General features: G+C 62.6%; 14 protein-coding genes. 4 read left to right on the plus strand and 10 right to left on the minus strand.

The features are described 5' to 3' along the window. The first annotated feature begins 4 nt into the window (after nucleotides 1–4). Complete coding sequence (locus ATY76_RS21355; RefSeq protein WP_088676699.1) at nucleotides 5–931, plus strand: carbohydrate kinase; 927 nt, start codon at nucleotides 5–7, stop codon at nucleotides 929–931. 41 nt (nucleotides 932–972) lie between these two features. On the opposite strand, the gene otsA is transcribed toward ATY76_RS21355, so the two are convergent. The 3 genes from otsA to ATY76_RS21370 all read right to left on the minus strand — a co-directional run bounded on the left by otsA (nucleotide 973) and on the right by ATY76_RS21370 (nucleotide 6,372). Beyond that, nucleotides 973–2,388 carry an alpha,alpha-trehalose-phosphate synthase (UDP-forming) gene (otsA, locus tag ATY76_RS21360; protein ID WP_088676700.1) on the minus strand — a complete coding sequence of 472 codons (1,416 nt, stop codon included), beginning with the start codon at nucleotides 2,386–2,388 and terminating at the stop codon, nucleotides 973–975. Nucleotides 2,389–2,905: 517 nt separating this feature from the next. Continuing rightward, on the minus strand, nucleotides 2,906–4,531 hold the full coding sequence (pgi, locus tag ATY76_RS21365) for a glucose-6-phosphate isomerase (protein ID WP_088676701.1): 1,626 nt from the start codon (nucleotides 4,529–4,531) through the stop codon (nucleotides 2,906–2,908). 140 nt (nucleotides 4,532–4,671) lie between these two features. Then, nucleotides 4,672–6,372, minus strand: coding sequence for a long-chain fatty acid--CoA ligase (locus tag ATY76_RS21370; RefSeq protein ID WP_088676702.1), 1,701 nt, complete (start codon nucleotides 6,370–6,372; stop codon nucleotides 4,672–4,674). A gap of 247 nt (nucleotides 6,373–6,619) precedes the next feature. Between ATY76_RS21370 and ATY76_RS21375 the strand changes: the two genes are divergently transcribed. Then, on the plus strand, nucleotides 6,620–7,012 hold the full coding sequence (locus tag ATY76_RS21375; protein WP_088676703.1) for a PRC-barrel domain-containing protein: 393 nt from the start codon (nucleotides 6,620–6,622) through the stop codon (nucleotides 7,010–7,012). A gap of 502 nt (nucleotides 7,013–7,514) precedes the next feature. On the opposite strand, the gene ATY76_RS21380 is transcribed toward ATY76_RS21375, so the two are convergent. From ATY76_RS21380 to ATY76_RS21405, 6 genes are read right to left on the minus strand one after another with little or no spacing between them, the layout of a single operon-like run. Further along, nucleotides 7,515–9,968 (minus strand): glycoside hydrolase family 2 protein, encoded by a 2,454-nt coding sequence (locus tag ATY76_RS21380; protein ID WP_088676704.1) that lies wholly within the window; start codon nucleotides 9,966–9,968, stop codon nucleotides 7,515–7,517. Between the two features lie 9 nt (nucleotides 9,969–9,977). After that, nucleotides 9,978–10,373, minus strand: a complete 396-nt coding sequence (locus ATY76_RS21385) for a VOC family protein (RefSeq protein ID WP_088676705.1) — start codon at nucleotides 10,371–10,373, stop codon at nucleotides 9,978–9,980. 47 nt (nucleotides 10,374–10,420) lie between these two features. Next, nucleotides 10,421–11,170, minus strand: a complete 750-nt coding sequence (locus ATY76_RS21390; protein ID WP_088676706.1) for an ABC transporter permease — start codon at nucleotides 11,168–11,170, stop codon at nucleotides 10,421–10,423. Beyond that, the gene (locus tag ATY76_RS21395; protein WP_088676707.1) at nucleotides 11,167–12,111 is read right to left on the minus strand and encodes an ABC transporter ATP-binding protein; all 945 of its coding nucleotides are present in this window, start codon (nucleotides 12,109–12,111) and stop codon (nucleotides 11,167–11,169) included. Before ATY76_RS21395 ends, ATY76_RS21390 begins: the two co-directional genes overlap by 4 nt. After that, nucleotides 12,108–13,274, minus strand: a complete 1,167-nt coding sequence (locus ATY76_RS21400; protein ID WP_088676708.1) for an ABC transporter permease — start codon at nucleotides 13,272–13,274, stop codon at nucleotides 12,108–12,110. Before ATY76_RS21400 ends, ATY76_RS21395 begins: the two co-directional genes overlap by 4 nt. A 57-nt stretch (nucleotides 13,275–13,331) precedes the next feature. Next, on the minus strand, nucleotides 13,332–14,240 hold the full coding sequence (locus ATY76_RS21405) for an ABC transporter substrate-binding protein (RefSeq protein ID WP_088676709.1): 909 nt from the start codon (nucleotides 14,238–14,240) through the stop codon (nucleotides 13,332–13,334). Nucleotides 14,241–14,663: 423 nt separating this feature from the next. Between ATY76_RS21405 and ATY76_RS21410 the strand changes: the two genes are divergently transcribed. Together ATY76_RS21410 and ATY76_RS21415 are read left to right on the plus strand one after the other, a co-directional pair. Then, a complete protein-coding gene (locus ATY76_RS21410) occupies nucleotides 14,664–15,911 on the plus strand; it encodes a LysR family transcriptional regulator (RefSeq protein ID WP_088676710.1) in 1,248 nt (415 codons plus the stop codon). Beyond that, nucleotides 15,908–16,633 carry a copper homeostasis protein CutC gene (locus tag ATY76_RS21415; protein WP_088676711.1) on the plus strand — a complete coding sequence of 242 codons (726 nt, stop codon included), beginning with the start codon at nucleotides 15,908–15,910 and terminating at the stop codon, nucleotides 16,631–16,633. The genes ATY76_RS21410 and ATY76_RS21415 overlap by 4 nt, the downstream gene beginning before the upstream one ends. Before the next feature lie 10 nt (nucleotides 16,634–16,643). Here the strand turns inward: ATY76_RS21415 and phoB are convergent, their stop codons facing one another. Continuing rightward, complete coding sequence (gene phoB / locus ATY76_RS21420) at nucleotides 16,644–17,327, minus strand: phosphate regulon transcriptional regulator PhoB (protein WP_003570612.1); 684 nt, start codon at nucleotides 17,325–17,327, stop codon at nucleotides 16,644–16,646. Nucleotides 17,328–17,446 lie beyond the last annotated feature (119 nt).

Consider the following 17,446-nt stretch of genomic DNA (forward strand, 5'->3'; position numbering starts at 1 on the left):
TTCGATGATTTTGTGCTGCGGCGAAGCCTTGATCGACATGCTGCCAAGGGACACGACCCTAGGTGAAAAGGGTTTTGCGCCCTATGCTGGCGGTGCGATCTTCAACACCGCGATCGCGCTCGGCCGCCTCGGCATACCCACGGCCTTCTTCACCGGCATTGCCGACGACATGATGGGCGAAATCCTGCTTGCGACGCTGAAGGCGAGCAATGTCGATTACAGTCCTTGCGCCATCACGCAGCGCCCCTCGACCATCGCCTTCGTCAAGCTGGTCAACGGCCAGGCGACCTATGCCTTCTACGACGAGGGCACCGCCGGCCGCATGATCACCGAAGCCGACCTGCCCACCCTCGGTGACGATTGCGAAGCGCTGCATTTCGGCGCCATCAGCCTGATCCCGAGCCCCTGCGGCGAAACTTATGAAGCGCTGCTCGACCGCGAGGCCGAAAAGCGCGTCATCTCGCTCGATCCCAACATCCGCCCCGGCTTCATCAAGGACAAGCCGGCGCATATGGCCCGCATCAAGCGCATGGCGTCCAAGTCCGACATCGTGAAGTTCTCCGACGAGGACCTCGACTGGTTCGGCCTTTCAGGCGATCATGATGCGCTCGCCGCCCATTGGCTCGATCATGGCGCCAAGCTCGTCGTGATCACCAAGGGTGCCGAAGGCGCTTCCGGCTATACCAGGGAGCGCAAGGTGACGGTGCCGAGCGAGCGCGTCGCAGTCGTCGACACGGTCGGCGCCGGCGACACCTTCGATGCCGGCGTGCTGGCCTCGCTGAAGCGGGATGGCCTGCTGACCAAGGCGCAGGTCGCCTCGCTCGACGAACAGGCGGTGCGCAACGCCCTGACGCTCGGCGCCAAAGCCGCCGCCGTCACCGTCTCCCGCGCCGGCGCCAACCCGCCCTGGGCGCATGAGATCGGGCTTTAAGGCTCAAATCGAAACTCCGCATGGTTAGCGAGGTGGCCCGATCAGGAGGCTGTCAGCGAGCCGCGCTCGGGTCGAAGCTCTGGGATAAGAACCAGATCCCGCAGGAAATCTTTGCACCACAGCGAGACGTCGTGAGAGAGCAAATGCTCCATCATCATGCTCCAGCGATCGCGGCGCTCCTCAAGCGACATGGCGAGCCCCCGCGCAATCGCATTGGCGGTGCCTTCGACATCATAGGGATTGACCAGCAGCGCGCCTTTCAATTCTCGTGCCGCGCCGGCAAAGCGTGACAGCACCAAGACACCCGGTCGATCCGGATCCTGGGCGGCGACATATTCCTTGGCGACGAGGTTCATGCCGTCGCGCAGCGGCGTGACCAGTCCAATCGTCGCCAGCCTGTACAGGCCGGCAAGCACGTTGCGGCTGATCGATCGGTTGACATATCGGATCGGCACCCAGTCGACCGTTCCGATGGCGCCGTTGACGCGGCCGGCCTGCTCGGCGACCATTTTTTGCATATGCTCATATTCGGGAACTTCCGATCGCGATTTCGGGGTGACCTGCAGAAAAGTCACCTTGTTCTGGTAGGCCGGATTGCCGGTGATGAAGCGCTCGAACGCTTCCAGCCGCTGAATGATGCCCTTAGAATAATCGAGCCGGTCGACCCCGATGATCATGTCGCGGCCTTCGATGCTGCGCCGGGTCTTCTGGACCATGACGTTGTTTGCCGCTTTTTCGGCGAATTCGGCGAATCCAGCAGTTTCGATGCCGATTGGATAGGTGCCGGCCTTGAACGTCCGTCCATGCGAAGCGAACAATCCATCGCCAAGGTCGTCGCCAATGCCCTCCCTTCTGAGATAGCCGGCGAAATTCTGGAGATCATAGTCCGTCTGGAAGCCGACGAGATCGTAATGCGAGAGCCCACGCATGATTTCCTCGTGGACCGGCATGGTGACGAGAATGTCGGCCGGCGGCCAGGGAATGTGCAGAAAGAAGCCGATCCGGTTCTTCAGCCCCATTTGGCGCAGTTCGGCGGCGAGCGGGATGAGGTGATAATCGTGAACCCAGATGATGTCGTCCGGCTCGATCAGCGGCGCCAGTCGGTGCGCAAAGAACCGGTTGACGCGGAAGTAACCGGCCATTTCCTTTCGGCCGTATTCGGCGAGATCCAGGCGGTAGTGGCAGATCGGCCAGAGAACGCGGTTTGCAAAACCGCGATAATATTCCTCGACGTCGGTGTCGGTGAGGTCGGTGAGGGCATAGGTGATGTTGCCCTTCTGCTGCAGCGACAACGCGCCCGGTTCCCTGTCGCCGCTCGATTCTCCCGACCATCCCATCCAGATGCCGCCGCGCTCCTGCAGCGCTGCCTGCAGCGCGACGGCGAGGCCGCCGGCAGCGGCGCCGCCATCTTTGCTCGGCACGGGAACGCGATTGGAAACGACGATAAGACGGCTCATAAGCTTCCTTCAGTTGAGATGCGACATGAAAACGCGAGGGGACGAGCGTCCCGGAGAACCTCCTGAATGTGACGGGGGCGATGCTGGGCAGGTACCGACAGCGAACGAGCCACCTGGAGGAGGGGCCGCCGTATAGGCCGGCGGAAACAATGGAACGGAGCGTCGTCCCGGGCTTTATAGGCCATGTCGTCGGAAATACCCATTGCACAGAATTTGCTTGAATCTAGGGCGATTCCGGCGGAATGGAAGAATTCTTTCTACAATTTTCTATTAGAAGAACGGTTCATCCGGTTCCGCACGATGAACCTATCGCGCGGCAGGCACGCACCCAGCGCATCGAGGTCAGTTTTAGCAATGATGCTGTTGGCGCCGATCGCGGCGTCGGCCGGTCAACGGGCGGGCCGGTCGCAGCCTGCCCGAGCGCCTCTATCGGCACAGGCAGGCCGCCGGAATATGGGGCAGGGACAGTTGCCCTGCCTCACGAGCTAAGGGGCGGTGGTGCGCCGCCCCTCGACCGCTATTTTGCGAGTTTCGCGAGCGCCGCGACCAGCCCTTGCGTCGAGGAATCATGCGATGCCGCGCTCTCCTTGCCCTCGACGACGGGAAGCAGGCCCGTTGCCAATTCCTTGCCGAGCTCGACGCCCCACTGGTCGAAGGAGTTGATGCGAAACAGCACGCCTTCGACGAAGACGCGATGTTCGTAGAGCGCGATCAGCCGGCCGAGCGCGTAAGGCGTCAGCTTATCGTAGACGAAGGTGATCGACGGACGGTTGCCCTGGAAGACGCGATGCGGGGCAATGAAATCGGCCTTCTTGTCGTCCATGCCCTTGTCGGTCAGCTGCTTCTTGGCTTCCGCGAAGGTGCGGCCCTTCATCAGCGCTTCCGATTGGGCGAGAACGTTGGAGATCAGCAACTGGTGCTGATGGCGCAGCTCCGGCTCGAAAGCATTGGCGGCGATCATGAATTCGGCCGGGATGATGCTCGTGCCCTGATGGATCAGCTGGTAGAAAGCGTGCTGGCCGTTGGTGCCGGGCTCGCCCCAGACGACCGGGCCGGAATTGCCCTCGATCGGCGTGCCGTCGATGGTGACGCCCTTGCCGTTCGATTCCATGTCGAGCTGCTGGAGATAGGCGGGAAAGCGCGACAGACGCTGGTCGTAGGGCAGGATGGCGCGGGTGGGATAACCGAGCACATTGCGGTGGTAGAAGCCGATCAGGCCAAGCAGCATCGGCAGGTTTTCGGTAATCGGCGCCTTACGGAAATGATTGTCGACGGCATGGGCGCCGTCGAGGAACTTGCCGAAATTTTCAGGCCCGATCGCGATCATCAGCGGCAGGCCGATGGCCGACCAGATCGAATAGCGGCCGCCGACCCAATCCCAGAAGCCGAAGACGCGGGCGCTGTCGATGCCGAAGGCGGCGACCTTGTCGAGCGCCGTCGAGACGGCGGCGAAGTGATGCTGCACGGCCGCTTCGCCGAGCGCCTTGGCGATGAAATTGCGTGCCGTCTGCGCATTGGTCATCGTCTCCACGGTGGTGAAGGTCTTCGAGGCGACGATGAAGAGCGTCGTCTCGGGCTGAACGAGCTTCAGGATGTCCGCAATATGGGCGCCATCGATATTGGAAACGAAATGGGCGCGCGGGCCGTCATGGAAGGGCGCGAGCGCCAGCGTCGCCATGACGGGGCCGAGATCCGAGCCGCCGATGCCGATATTGATGACATCGGTGATCGCCTTGCCGGTCGCGCCCTTCAGCGCGCCGGAGCGGATCTCGTCGGCGAATTTGCCCATGGCGGCGAGCACGGCGTTGACATCGGGCATGACATCCTTGCCGTCGACCAGGACCGGCGTGTTCGAACGGTTGCGCAGCGCGGTGTGCAGGACGGCGCGATCCTCGGTGAAGTTGATCGCCTTGCCGGAGAACATCTCCTCGCGCTTCTTCTCGACCCCGCCTTCTTCGGCAAGCTTGACCAGCAGCTTGAGGATCTCGTCGTTCACCGCCGTTTTGGAAAAATCCATCAGGAGATCGTCGAGCGCGACGGAGAAGCGCGAAAAGCGCTGCGCATCGGCGGCGAAGGCCGCACGGAGATCGGTCGCCTTGGTGGCGGCGGCAGTGCTTTTCAGCTGTTCGACGGTGGCGTTCATGGGGAGGCTCCTTTGGAGGCGGAAAGGGTTGCGGAAACTATTCGCTTTATCGGGGCCAAATCAAGTTCGGCCGCCGCCCCAATATGAAAAAAGCCACCCGCGGGAAGCGGATGGCGTTGAATTTCATCAGACCGTCAAAATCAGCCGCGCAGGTCCTTGCGCAGGATCTTGCCGACGGGGGATTTCGGCAGTTCGGTGCGGAATTCGATGAAGCGCGGGCGTTTGTAATTGGTGAGATTGGCGATGCAATGCGCCTTCACCTCCGCTTCCGTCAGGTTCGGATCCTTCCTGACGACGAAGAGCTTAACCGCCTCCCCGGAATGCCCGTCCGGCACGCCGATCGCCGCGGCCTCGAGGATGCCGCCATGCATGGCGGCGACCTCCTCGATCTCGTTCGGATAGACGTTGAAGCCCGAGACGAGGATCATGTCCTTCTTGCGATCGACGATCTTGGTGTAGCCGCGTTCGTCCATGAAACCCATGTCGCCGGAGCGGAAATAGCCGTCGGCGGTCATCACCCGCGCCGTTTCCTCCGGCTTCTGCCAGTAGCCGGCCATCACCTGCGGCCCGCGGATGCAGATCTCGCCGATTTCGCCGAGCGGCAGCGATTGACCCGCCTCATCGCGGATATCGAGTTCGGTGGAAGGGATAGGCAGGCCGATCGAACCGGTGAATTCAGGCGAATCGAAGCGGTTGGCGGTGGCGACCGGCGACGTCTCGGAAAGGCCGTAGCCTTCGGTTATCGCCGTGCCGGTCATATCAAGCCAACGTTCGGCGACCGGACGTTGCACGGCCATGCCGCCGCCGAGCGACATGGTCAGCGAGGAAAAGTCGAGCTTGGCGAAATCGGCATTGTTCATCAGCGCGTTGAACAGCGTGTTGAGGCCGGGGAAGATGTGGATGTTCGACTTGCCGAATTCCTTGACGAGGCCGGGAATGTCGCGCGGATTGGCGATCAGGATATTGTGGGCGCCAAGCGACATGCCCATCAGCGAGTTCACCGTCAGCGCGAAGATGTGATAGAGCGGCAAGGCGCAGAGGAAGTTCAGCACCTCCGGCTGCTTCTTGCGCTCGAAGGCGGATCTGAGCCAGAGCGACAGCTGCAGCTTGTTGGCAAGCAGGTTTTGATGCGTCAGTACGGCGCCCTTGGCGACGCCCGTCGTCCCCCCGGTATATTGTAGAAAGGCGATGTCGCCGCCTGCAAGCGCAACCGGCTGCAGTTTCTTGCCGGCGCCTTCACGCAGCACATGGCCGAAGCTCTTGTGCTGAGGGATCGACCAGGAGGGAACGAGCTTTTTCACCTTGCGCACGACGAAATTGACGATCAGCCCCTTCGGCCCGAGCATCTCGCCGAGCGAGGTGACGACGACATGGCGCAGATCCGTCTTGTTGAGAACCTGTTCGACGGTGCGGGCGAAATTCTCCAAGACGAAGATCGCCTTGGCGCCGGAATCCCGCAACTGGTGCTCGAGCTCGCGCGGCGTGTAGAGCGGGTTGACGTTCACGACGACGAGGCCGGCGCGCAAGATGGCATACGTCGCGATCGGATTTTGCAGCACGTTCGGCATCATCACAGCCACGCGGTCGCCCTTCTGAAGCCCGATGCTCTGCAGCCATGCAGCCACCTTGCGCGTCTGGCTTTCCAATTCGCGGTAGCTCATCGCCTTGCCCATGCTGGAAAAGGCTGTCCGGTCGGTATAACGCGCGCAGGATTTTTCGAGCAGCTCCGCAAGCGATGCATGTTCCGGCGGCGGAAGCTCGGCGGGAACGATATCCGGATAGGAGGCAAGCCAGGGTTTGTCGGGCTTTACTCCGTTCGGATGGGCGGAAATGCTGTTCATCGTGTTTTCTCTCCCTTGCGGCCGCCGCGCCGGTCTAGCCGGGAATCGACTGGAAGTATCCTTACCTTCCAGTCCGGCAGCTTATGCCATTGCTTGAATGGTTCAAGCCGAGATTGAAGCTATACTAACCTTGACGTAAACGTCAACAATTGCGACCGCGCGATCGTGCCTGACATGGGGAACTTTGAGTCCGCCATGACGTTGACCTTGCACACTCACCATGAGGAACACCAAAAGGAGGTGCACAATGTTGAACGAGGAAACCGACGCCAGCCGCCGCGACCCTGATGTGAAGGATACGCCTTCGCTGATCGCCAGCGACCGCGTCGAAGGCACGCGAGTCTATGGTGCCGATGGCCGGCATATCGGCTCGATCGAACGCCTGATTCTTGGAAAGCGCGACGGCCGCGTCGCCTACGCCGTGCTGAGCTTCGGCGGCTTCCTGGGCATCGGCCACGATCACTATCCGCTTCCCTGGGAAAAGCTGAACTACGACACCCAGCTGGATGGCTATCGTATCGACCTGACGAAGGAGCAGATCGAGGGCGCACCAAGCTATTCGGACGATGACGACACCTGGTACAACGACAATGGCCGCCGGGTCTACGACTACTACGGCGTGCCGCCCTACTGGATGTAATTCGCGTCCGATGGACCGAGCTGGAAGGGCCCCGTGCGATGCGGGGCCTTTTTGGTGCGTGGCGATGAGCTTCTTTACGTGAGGTCATCGGCACTCGATCGGTAGACGCTTGGTTTCCCCCATTCTTGCGGCGGACAGCGAAATGAGGAGTCCCGGGAGTAACCTCCAGCCATTTCTCTCCCGCATCCCGGCGCGGCCGCCCCATCTTCTAATCCTCGACGCGCCTGATGCTTAATTGGGCGGGCACTACCTGTCCTCCGTCATCCCTGTGCTTGTCACAGGGATCCAGCGCGCCCAAGTCCTTGGGCGCAGGAGATTCTCTTGCTTTCAGGAGAGTCACTCACCGCGCCGACGCGCGGTGGCTGGATTCCTGTGACGGGCACAGGAATGACGGAGGAAAGGTGGTGCCTGTGGCCACATAAACTGACTTGGTGAGAGGGTAGAAGAGCATGGCGATCCCACATTTTTCAACCGTGTAGCCGGCAGCCCATACGAAAGCTCTTTAGTTCCCTGCGACAATATCATTGGCCGACCGCAGCACTGTACCGACAATAATATCATTGGCCGAAATTACCTTCGCCGTTTTGACCGCAAACACGTGACTCTCGCCCGGCAGCAGCGTCACCAGCATCGAATCGACGACGGCATCCGGATCCAGCCGATCCGCCATCAGGCAGAGATCCTTCAGGAAATTCCCGGCCGTCACCCTGATCGCATAGCCACCCTCAATCGCCGCGACATCGACGCTCAGCCGCGGCACTGACAGGGCAAGCTCGATATCCTCGACGAAATAATGCAACGCCCGCCGATCGAGCATGTCGACGACGACTACCTCATTATTCGGTAAGCCTGGACTGACGATATCTTCCGGCAGCGGAAATTCCTTGGCTTCGAAGCGGTCGCAGAGCAGCCGCCAGAATTCGAACTCGGCAAGCACGGTGCCATCGAGCTTCAAACGCTTGCCGCTGATCTTCGCCCGCCAGAACAGCGTCCTTTCATTGACCGCCACTGCTGCAAGTCCGCCGCCCCGCGGCTGGATGGTCAGCAGGCGCGGATCATAGGCGGCCTTCAGCGCATACCAGAGCGGCTTGCGGCGCCCGGCTGAATCGAGCGCCGCCCAGGAGGTCACAGGCCAGCAGTCGTTGAACTGCCAGACTACCGCGCCCTTGCAGATATTCCGATGCGAGCGCATGTGTTCGATGCCGAAGCGAATGGCGCGTGCCTGATTGAGCTGAGTGGCGAAGTGCCAATCTTCCATCGTCGTTGGTTCCGGCAGGTGGCCGGCGAGGCCGCGGATCAGCTTGTCATTGCCCTGCGTCGCCTTTTGATGGTGGAAGACGCCGTTCGATTGCGGCGTCAGCGGCTTATCGTGCACGCTTTCTTCGATCGTCGCCCAGTTGGCCGGCGCCTGCCAGCCGAATTCGGAGCAGAAGCGCGGGATGTAATTGCGGTAGACCTCGTAGCCGACATCGTTCCAGACGTCCCAGATATGTTTGCAGCCATGTGCATCGGCATTGGGCTCGATCTCCATCGAGCCGGAATAGGGGCTGCCGGGATAGTAGGGCCGGTCCGGGTCGAGCTCGGCGCAGAGCTTGGGCAGCAGCTCGAGGTAGTAACCGAGCCCCCAGCTTTCGCCGGCCTTGATGATCGGCCGCCAGCCCCATTCGTCGAAGCCCCAGATATTCTCGTTGTTGCCGTTCCAGAGGATCAGCGAGGCATGCGGCATCAGCCGCACGACATTGTCGCGCACCTCAGCCTCGACCTCGCTCTTCAGCGGCTCCTCTTCGGGATAGGCGGCGCAGGCAAAGAGAAAATCCTGCCAGACCAGCATGCCCATGCGGTCGCAGGCCTCGTAGAACTCGTCGCGCTCGAAGATGCCGCCGCCCCAGACGCGCAGCATGTGGATATTGGCGGCCTTTGCCTCTTCGATCCGCGCGGCATAGCGCTCCGCCGTCACCCGTGAGGGGAAGCAATCGTCCGGAATCCAGTTGGCGCCCGCGATGAACAGCGGCACGTCGTTGATGACGAAGGTGAAGGCTGAGCCGTGTTCGTCGGCCGAGGTATCGAGCCTGAGCGAGCGGAAGCCGAGCTCCCGCTCGTAAGTATCGAGCCTGTCTCCGCTGGCATCGTCAATGAGCGCGAGCGTCATCGGGTAGAGTGGCTGCGCGCCGAGATGGTGCGGCCACCAGAGCTGCGGCGAAGGGAGGCGAAGCTCGAAGGCGACCTCGTTCTCGCCGGCAGCAACCGCGACAGCCGTGGTTACGTCACCGATCGCGGCGACAAGCCGGCACGCCGCACCTTCGCCATGCCGCGCCAGCCGGGCATGCACTTTCACCAACCCGTCGCCGCCGGCAAGCGTTGCGGACACCCGTGTTTCCGCAAGCCGCGCCCGATTCCAGCTTTCCAGCCGCACCGGTTTCCAGAGACCCGCAGTCACCAGCGTCGGCCCCCAGTCCCAGCCGAAATTGCAGGCCATCTTGCGCATTAGATTGCCCGGTCCCGGATAGTTGTTGGGACGGTAGCCGTAATGTTTTTCCATCTCGGCGCCATAGGCGTAAGCCGAGCGGAAGCTGACGATAAGTTCGTTGGCGCCTGTTTTCAGCAGTCCGGACACATCGAAGCGATAGGTGCGGTGCATGTTGAAGCTGCGGCCGATCTCTTCGCCATTGAGCGATATCACCGCGATCGTATCGAGCCCGTCGAAGACGAGTTCCTGCACCCTGTCATCGTCGGGCACGGCCTCGAAGCGGCAGCGATAGGTCCAGTCGGTCTTGCCGATCCAGTCGTTGGAGATCTCGTTGACGTCGATATAGGGATCAGGGATCAGCCGGTTGGCGAGAAGGTCGAGATGTACGCAGCCCCGCACTGCCGCAGGAATCGCATCCGGCAGGCCGGACCTTCCTGTATCGTTGCAGTGGAGCGTCCAGCCGGAATTAAGCTCAGTCTTTTCGATCATGAAAGCTTCCTAGAGAAACCGGCCGTGGCGCTGCAGCACTTCGATCTTGTAGCCGTCGGGGTCGCTGATGAAGAAGAACAGGCCGAAGAGCTTGCCGTCGCGGTTGAGCTCCACCAGCTCCCCTGGTTTTAGCCCCAGTTTAGCCAGCCGTTCGCGCTCGACCGCCACCTCCTCGACGGAGACGGCAAGATGGCCATAGGCATTGCCGAGATCGTAAGGTTCGGTCCGGCCCTTGTTCACCGTCAACTCCAGTTCGAAGCCGGTCTCGACACTGCTCATATAGATCAGCGTAAAGGTTTCGAAATCGACGCGGTCGGCGACGGAAAGGCCGAATGCTTTGCTGTAGAATTCGACCGAGCGCGCCTCGTCGAGAACGCGGATCATGGAGTGGATCATCTTCGCCAAGTCTGCCTCCCATTGCTTCGTCTGTGGCAGACTTGGTAGCGGTCCTCTTACGCTGCGCGCAAGCCGATTCTTCGCGTGATCGCCGCTTCGATGATGCCCATGGCGTCATAGATCAGCACCGCCATCAGGCCGACGATCAGCCCGCCTTGCAGGATGAAGGCGGTATTGTCGGATATCAGCCCGGCGATGATCACCTCGCCGAGGCCCTTTGCCGCTACCGTCGAGCCGATCGTCGCCGTGCCGATATTGATCACGGTCGCGACCTTCAGCCCTTCGAGGATCAGCGGCAGGGCAAGCGGCAGCTCGACGCGGACGAGCCGCTGCATTCCGTTCATGCCCATGCCGTCGGCGGCGTCGAGCACTTGCGGTGACACCTGCTTCAGCCCTGCGACCGTGTTTTCGAAGATCGGCAGCAGCCCGTAGAGAAAGAGCGCGATCAGCGTTGGCATGGCGCCGAAGCCGGTGGCGGGGACGGCAAGCGCCAGCACCGCGACCGGCGGAAAGGTCTGCCCGGCATTGGCGATGGCGCGCGACAGCGGCAGGAAATCCGCGCCGCTTTCCCGCGTCACGAAGATCCCGCCGAGAACGGCGAGCACGGCGCTGCAGGCGATCGATCCGATGACGAGCTGCAGATGGCCGGCGGCAAGCGAGGCAAGGCTGTTCTGCGTATAGACCGCGGGCGCATTGTTGCTCGTCAGCGGTACGAGCAGGAAGGAAAGCCACTCCGTCCTGAACAGCAGGATCAAGAGCAGGACAAGCGCCGCCAGGCGGAAGAGGTTGGCGACGATCAATTTCATGCCTTGCGGCCCAGTTCGAGAAGCCGCGTCATCGAGATCGACCCGACCGGCGCCTTCTCGCCGTCCTGCACGGCCGCTTCATCGACTCCTTGCCAGATCATTTCGGCGAGCGCATCGCGCAGGCTGAGCGACTGCGGCAGCGCATAGGCGAGACCGCTTTTGGCCGGTTCCATGCTTTCTTGCAGCGGCAGCAGCGACATCAGCTTCAGCGCCCGGTCGGAGGTGCCGGTCAGTTGCTGGACGAAGGGATCGGCGGGTTCGGTGAGAATCTTTTCCGGCGTCGAGCATTGCAGCAACCGGCCCTGGCTCATCACGGCGATCTGGTTGCCGAGATGAAAGGCCTCGTCCATGTCGTGGGTCACGAGGACGATCGTCGTGCCGAACTGCTTCTGGATCGCCAGCAGGTCGTCCTGCGCCTTGCCGCGGATGACCGGATCGAGCGCGCCGAAGGGTTCGTCCATCAGCAGCAGTTCCGGCTCGGCCGCCAGCGCCCGGGCGACGCCGACACGCTGCTGCTGGCCGCCGGAGAGTTGGTGCGGATATTTGTCGGCAAAGGTCGCCGGGTCGAGGTTGAAAAGCCCGAGCAGCTCTTCGACGCGCCTGGAAATGCGCGTCGAATCCCAATCGAGAAGCTGCGGCACCGTGGCGATATTCTGCGCCACGGTGCGATGCGGGAAGAGGCCGTGCCCCTGGATGGCATAGCCGATCCGGCGACGAAGCTCGGTCACCTCGACGTCGATCACATTCTGCCCGCCGACGAAGATCTCGCCTTCGGTGATCGGCACCAGCCGGTTGATCATGCGCATCAGTGTCGATTTGCCGGAGCCCGACGTGCCGACGATGACGGTGATCGAGCCCTTCTCGACGCTCATCGAGACCTTGTCGACGACGGTGGCCGCGCCGTAGCGCTTGGTGACGTTCCTGATTTCGATCATGCTCATGCGGCAGGCCCCCGGATGCTTTCGATGACCGCATCGAGGATGACGGCCGATGAGAAGGCGAAGAAGACGGTCGGCACGGCGCCGAGCAGGACGAGGTCCATGGCCGTCTGGCCGAGCCCCTGGAAGATGAAGATACCGAAGCCGCCGCCGCCGATCAGCGCGGCGATCGTCACCATGCCGATCGCCTGCACCAGCACGATGCGGATACCGGTGAGGATGACGGGAAAGGCAAGCGGCATGTCGATGCCGGTGAGGATCTGCCGGCGCGTCAACCCCATGCCGGCCGCGGCATCGCGCACGGAGGGATCGACGCCCTGCAGGCCGACGACCGTGTTGGCGACGATCGGCAGCAGTGAATAGAGCACAAGTGCGATCAGCGCCGGCGCCGTGCCGATGCCGCGGATGCCGATGGCGGCGGCCAGCGGCACGTGAGTTGCGAGATAACCGAGCGGCAGCATCAGTAGCCCGAAGAGCGCCAGACTCGGGATCGTCTGGATGAGGCTCAGGCCCTGCAGCACGATGGCGCGCAGCTTCGGCACCCAGAAGCAGAGGATGCCGAGCGGCAGGCCGAGAACGATGGCGATGGCAAGCGAGCCGAGCGCCAGCAGCAGATGCGAGATCGCCTCCGTTTGGAACTGCGCCGCCCGTGTCGAAAACTCCTTCATGATCGACAGGTTGTCGAGCAGGCCGGAAGAGAGGAGGACGAAGAGCAGTGCCGTATAGGCCGCGAGCGTACCGGCCCGCATCCAGGGCGCCAGCCGGATCTTCACCAGTGCGTCGGAAATGACGAGGCCGATCACGGCGAACAGCACCCAGAAGCCGGCGCCGGGTGTCATGCGCGCCACCGTGCTGCCGGGCGGCGTCGCCGCGGTCGAGACGAACCCGATGGCGACGATCAGTGCCGCGAGGCAGAGGGTGGCGATCGCAAGCCGACCAACCGCATTGCGAAGAAATAGCGTCGCGAACGCGGTCAGAACGAGCAGCGCAGTCAGGACGACGATGGAAGGCTGGGGGAAAAGCTGCGTCAGCAGCATCGGCTTGCCGGCGGCAATGCGGTTCGCCTTCACATAGAGGAAGGGCATCAGTGCCGTCGCCGCGATGCCGCCGGCCACCAGAACCACGCCGAGCCGGTCCAGCCTGCGGACCGCTGAGGTTTCTTGCATCGATCCACCCTTATGGGGAAAGGAGCTCCGCCCGCAGCCGGGCGGAGCGCGGGATGATTATTTCAGGAAGCCTTTTTCCTTGAGATAGGCTTCGGCGACGGATTTCGCCGGCTCGCCATCGACCTGGATCTTGGCGTTGAGCTTGCGCAGCTCGTCGGCGGTCAGGCTCTTGAAGATCGGCGACAGGATTTCCTCGATCTTCGGATTGGCTTTCAGCACCTCTTCGCGGATGATCGGGGTCGGCGCATAGACCTGCTGCACGCTCTTGTCGTCTTCGAGAACGGTGAGTTCGGCCGCCTCGATCGCGCCGTCGGTGCCATAGACCATCGCGGTGTTGACGCCGTTCGTCTGGTCTGCGGCCGCCTTGATCGTCGCCGCCGTGTCGCCGCCGGAGAGAACGACCATCTGGTCGGGCTTCAGCTGGAACCCGTAGGTCGTCTGAAAGGCGGGAAGCGCGCCGGCCGAATTGACGAATTCGGCAGAGGCCGCAAGCTTGGCGGTGCCGCCGCCGGCCACCCATTTGCCGAAGTCGGAGAGGGTCTTCAGCTTGTTCGGTTCGGCAACATCGCTGCGCACGGCGAGCGCCCAGGTGTTGTTGGCGGGCGAGGGTGTCAGCCAGACGATCTTGTTGGCGTCGTAGTCGAGCTTCTTCGCCAGCTCGTAGCCCTGATCGATGTTCTTCCAGGCGGCATCGTCGGCCTTGTTGAAGAAGAAGCCGGCATTGCCGGTGTATTCGGGATAGATGTCGATTTCACCTGCGGTGATCGCCTTGCGCACGACCGGCGTGGCGCCGAGCGCGATGCGGTCTTGCGTCTTGATGCCGTTCGCTTCGAGAGCAAGCGCAATGACGTTGCCGAGCAGCGTGCCCTCGGTGTCGATCTTCGACGAAACGACGACGTCTGCGGCCTGAACCGCGCCCGCCGCGAAGGCGGAGAGCGAAACGGCAAGTGCGAGTTTCTTCAGCATGGAATATCCCCTTTTGAACACCGTTGATGAGGCGCAAACCTTTGACGGGAGGCTTGCGCACAGGAAAATCGCGCCGGCGAGGGCGACCAGGCCGCCATCATGCCGGAATTGCGTGCGTCATGGAAATAGCGTGCCCATCCGAAAAATCGATGCAAGCCCCCTCCAGTATTTGCCGTCGCACCGACGATTATGGCGGCGAACGCATCTGCGCGCGCGGAAACGCATTCCCTTTTCCAAGGCCGGTGCGATTTGTTTTTGTCCCCTTGCGTGTTTCCACGGCGATCCGGTGCTCTTTCTTACGATTTCTCGCCGCCCGGATTTCTGTGACGGCAACGATAGCCCGCCGATCAGAAAGCAGGGATATCTTTTTTCCTGAACACATCATATCGTCCGGTTTTTCCAGCGCTTTCCGGAGGTCTCTGTTTGCATCTCGGTGCCCTGTTCATCGCAAACCATGTCCTGACATCAGGTTCGATCCGCGATACCGCGCGGCGCTTCCAGCTGTCGCCCTCCACCGTCTCGACGGCGATCCGCAATCTCGAAACCGAACTGGCCATGAAGCTCACGGAACGCACCGCCGGCGAGCTGGTGACGCTGCTCGCAAGCGACCGAGTGCTGGAGGGGCTGGAGCCGATCGCGGCTGCGATAGCGCAATTGGGGCAGTTGACCGGTCATGACAGCGCGGCCGCCGATGCCTACCAGGCCTGGGCATCCCGCATCCCGGTCAAGATCGTCACCATCGAACGTTTCCTCGAAGTCGCCGACCAGGGCAGCATCAATCGCGCCGCCCGCCGGCTGCGTCTCGGTCAGCCGCAGCTTTCGCTCCAGCTTGCCAATCTTGAGAAATTTCTGGACGCCCGCCTCTTCGAGCGGCAGGCGCAGGGCTCGGCTCTGACGGAGGAGGGCAGGCGCGCCTACCAGATCTTCGTGACGATCAGCCAGGCGTGGGACGATCTGAAGGCTTCGGCCGACGAACGGTATCGGCGCACGGCCCGGTCGCTGCGCATCGGCTCGATCATCCCGACCGGTTCGGAAAGCTGGGTCGCGCGCTGCCTTGGGTCGCTGGTGTCGGAGTGGAACGCTCGGCGCAGCAACAATACTATCTCGCTGGTCTCGATGACTGCCGACGATCTGCGCGAGGCGCTGAAAAGCGGCCGCATCGATGTCGCGATCCTGGATTCTGTCTTCGGGCTGGAGAGCTTCCGGCATCGCGAGCTGCTGCGGACCGACATGGTGGTGATCGCGCCGCCGCAAAGCACGGAAATGACGGTTGCCGATCTCGTCGCCGGCCATGCGATCTGCATGCCGAGCCCGCGCACCGGCCTCGGCCACGCGGCCATGGCTTTCAGCGACGAACGCGCACCGAACCGGCGCTTTCGTAGCCAGGATATCACCGCGGCGGATTCACTGCCCGTGATCGTCGATCTCGTCGCCAATCACGGCTACGTCTCCTTCCTCGGCCGCGTCAGCGCCATGCCGATCGCCGACAAGGTGCGCATCGTCGATCTCGACGAGCATTTGCCGATGTCCTATCACGTCGCCTTCAACCACCGCAAAGCCGCCGCCGATGCCTGCGCCGTCATCATCGAGGCGGCGGCAAGAATTACGTCGCAATCTCTCTCGCAAGCCATGCGGCAGGCGGAGGAGGGCGCCAGGGAGAGTGCAGCATGACGATTTTGCTTGAGGTCTGCGTCGACAGCGCCGAGGGCTTGGCCGCCGCCATCGAAGGCGGCGCCGGCCGCATCGAGCTTTGCTCGGCGCTGGAACTCGGCGGCTTGACGCCGCTGCCGAGCCTGATGCTGATCGCTGCCAGAGCGCCCATCCCCGTCTACGCAATGATCCGCCCGCATGCCGGCCCCTTCATCTTCGGCAGGACGGACGAGGAGGCGATGATGCTCGACATCGATGCCGTGCGCGCCGCCGGCCTCGCCGGTGTCGTCATCGGCGCCAACCGGCCGGACGGTACGCTCGACATGCCGCTGATCCACCGCCTGAAGGCGCATGCGATGGGCCTCGGCTCGACGCTGCATCGTGCCTTCGATCTGGTGCCGGATGCCGATGAGGCGCTGGAACAGGCGGTCGAGCTCGGCTGCGAACGCATCCTCACCTCCGGCTGCGCGCTGAAGGCTCCAGACGGCCTGGAAACGCTGAAACGCCTTTCGGCAAGGGCGGCCGGCCGCATATCCATCATGCCCGGCAGCGGCATCCGCCCCGCGAATGTCGGTGCTATCTTGCAGGCAACCGGCGCCCGCGAGGTCCATGGCTCCTGCAGTTCACCCATCGAAAGCGCCGACCCCCGCGCCGTCGCCTTCGGCTTCGAGGCGAAGAGCAGCAACAAGACGGATGTGGCGGTGGTCCGGGAGATGTGCAGGGCGATCGCGGCGGAAGCTTAGGCTTTTAGCCTCACGCTTCCATCGAATAGCCGGCGCCGCGGACGGTGCGGATGACGTCCTGCATGTTGGAGAAGTTCAGCGCCTTGCGCAGGCGGCCGACATGGACGTCGACGGTGCGTTCGTCGACATAGATGTCGTGGCCCCAGACGCCGTCCAGAAGCTGCGAACGGGAGAAGACCCGGCCTGGCGACGACATCAGGAATTCCAGCAGGCGGAATTCGGTGGGGCCGAGGCGGACTTCGCGGCTCTTGCGATGGACGCGGTGCGTTTCACGGTCGAGCTCGATATCGCCGCATTTCAGTACCGTTGACAGAACCTCCGGCCGGGCGCGGCGCAGCATGGCCTTGACGCGGGCGACGAGCTCGGGGGTCGAAAACGGCTTGACGACGTAATCGTCGGCGCCGGTCGACAGCCCGCGGACGCGCTCGCTCTCTTCGCCGCGCGCCGTCAGCATGATGATCGGCAGACGCTCGGTTTCCGGCCGCATGCGCAGGCGCCGGCAGAGCTCGATGCCGGAGACGCCGGGCAGCATCCAGTCGAGGATGAGAAGATCGGGCGTGCGCTCCTGGAGCCGGATCTCGGCTTCGTCGCCGCGAAGGATGGTATCGACCTCGAAGCCTTCCGCTTCGAGATTGTAACGAAGAAGCACGCTGAGGGCTTCTTCATCTTCAACAACTGCAACTCTCGGGATCATGCGTCTCGGTCTCCTCGCGCACGATCCTTAAACCGAAGACGATTTAAGCACGGGATCCTGCGCAAAATCAGAATTGGCTGTGACCTCGCTGCGCGCCCGCGCGGGCGCGCAACTGGCTG

It is taken from the genome of Rhizobium sp. R339, from assembly GCF_002211395.1.
In the GTDB taxonomy this organism is placed as follows: domain Bacteria; phylum Pseudomonadota; class Alphaproteobacteria; order Rhizobiales; family Rhizobiaceae; genus Rhizobium.

Coding starts and splice junctions, on each gene's coding strand:
- ATY76_RS21370 (WP_088676702.1), bottom strand. CDS start 6,372: ATGAACAGCATTTCCGCCCATCCGAACGGAGTAAAGCCCGACAAACCC.
- ATY76_RS21390 (WP_088676706.1), bottom strand. CDS start 11,170: ATGAAATTGATCGTCGCCAACCTCTTCCGCCTGGCGGCGCTTGTCCTG.
- ATY76_RS21405 (WP_088676709.1), bottom strand. CDS start 14,240: ATGCTGAAGAAACTCGCACTTGCCGTTTCGCTCTCCGCCTTCGCGGCG.
- ATY76_RS21355 (WP_088676699.1), top strand. CDS start 5: ATGATTTTGTGCTGCGGCGAAGCCTTGATCGACATGCTGCCAAGGGAC.
- otsA (WP_088676700.1), bottom strand. CDS start 2,388: ATGAGCCGTCTTATCGTCGTTTCCAATCGCGTTCCCGTGCCGAGCAAA.
- ATY76_RS21415 (WP_088676711.1), top strand. CDS start 15,908: ATGACGATTTTGCTTGAGGTCTGCGTCGACAGCGCCGAGGGCTTGGCC.
- ATY76_RS21375 (WP_088676703.1), top strand. CDS start 6,620: ATGTTGAACGAGGAAACCGACGCCAGCCGCCGCGACCCTGATGTGAAG.
- ATY76_RS21380 (WP_088676704.1), bottom strand. CDS start 9,968: ATGATCGAAAAGACTGAGCTTAATTCCGGCTGGACGCTCCACTGCAAC.
- ATY76_RS21395 (WP_088676707.1), bottom strand. CDS start 12,111: ATGAGCATGATCGAAATCAGGAACGTCACCAAGCGCTACGGCGCGGCC.
- pgi (WP_088676701.1), bottom strand. CDS start 4,531: ATGAACGCCACCGTCGAACAGCTGAAAAGCACTGCCGCCGCCACCAAG.
- ATY76_RS21400 (WP_088676708.1), bottom strand. CDS start 13,274: ATGCAAGAAACCTCAGCGGTCCGCAGGCTGGACCGGCTCGGCGTGGTT.
- phoB (WP_003570612.1), bottom strand. CDS start 17,327: ATGATCCCGAGAGTTGCAGTTGTTGAAGATGAAGAAGCCCTCAGCGTG.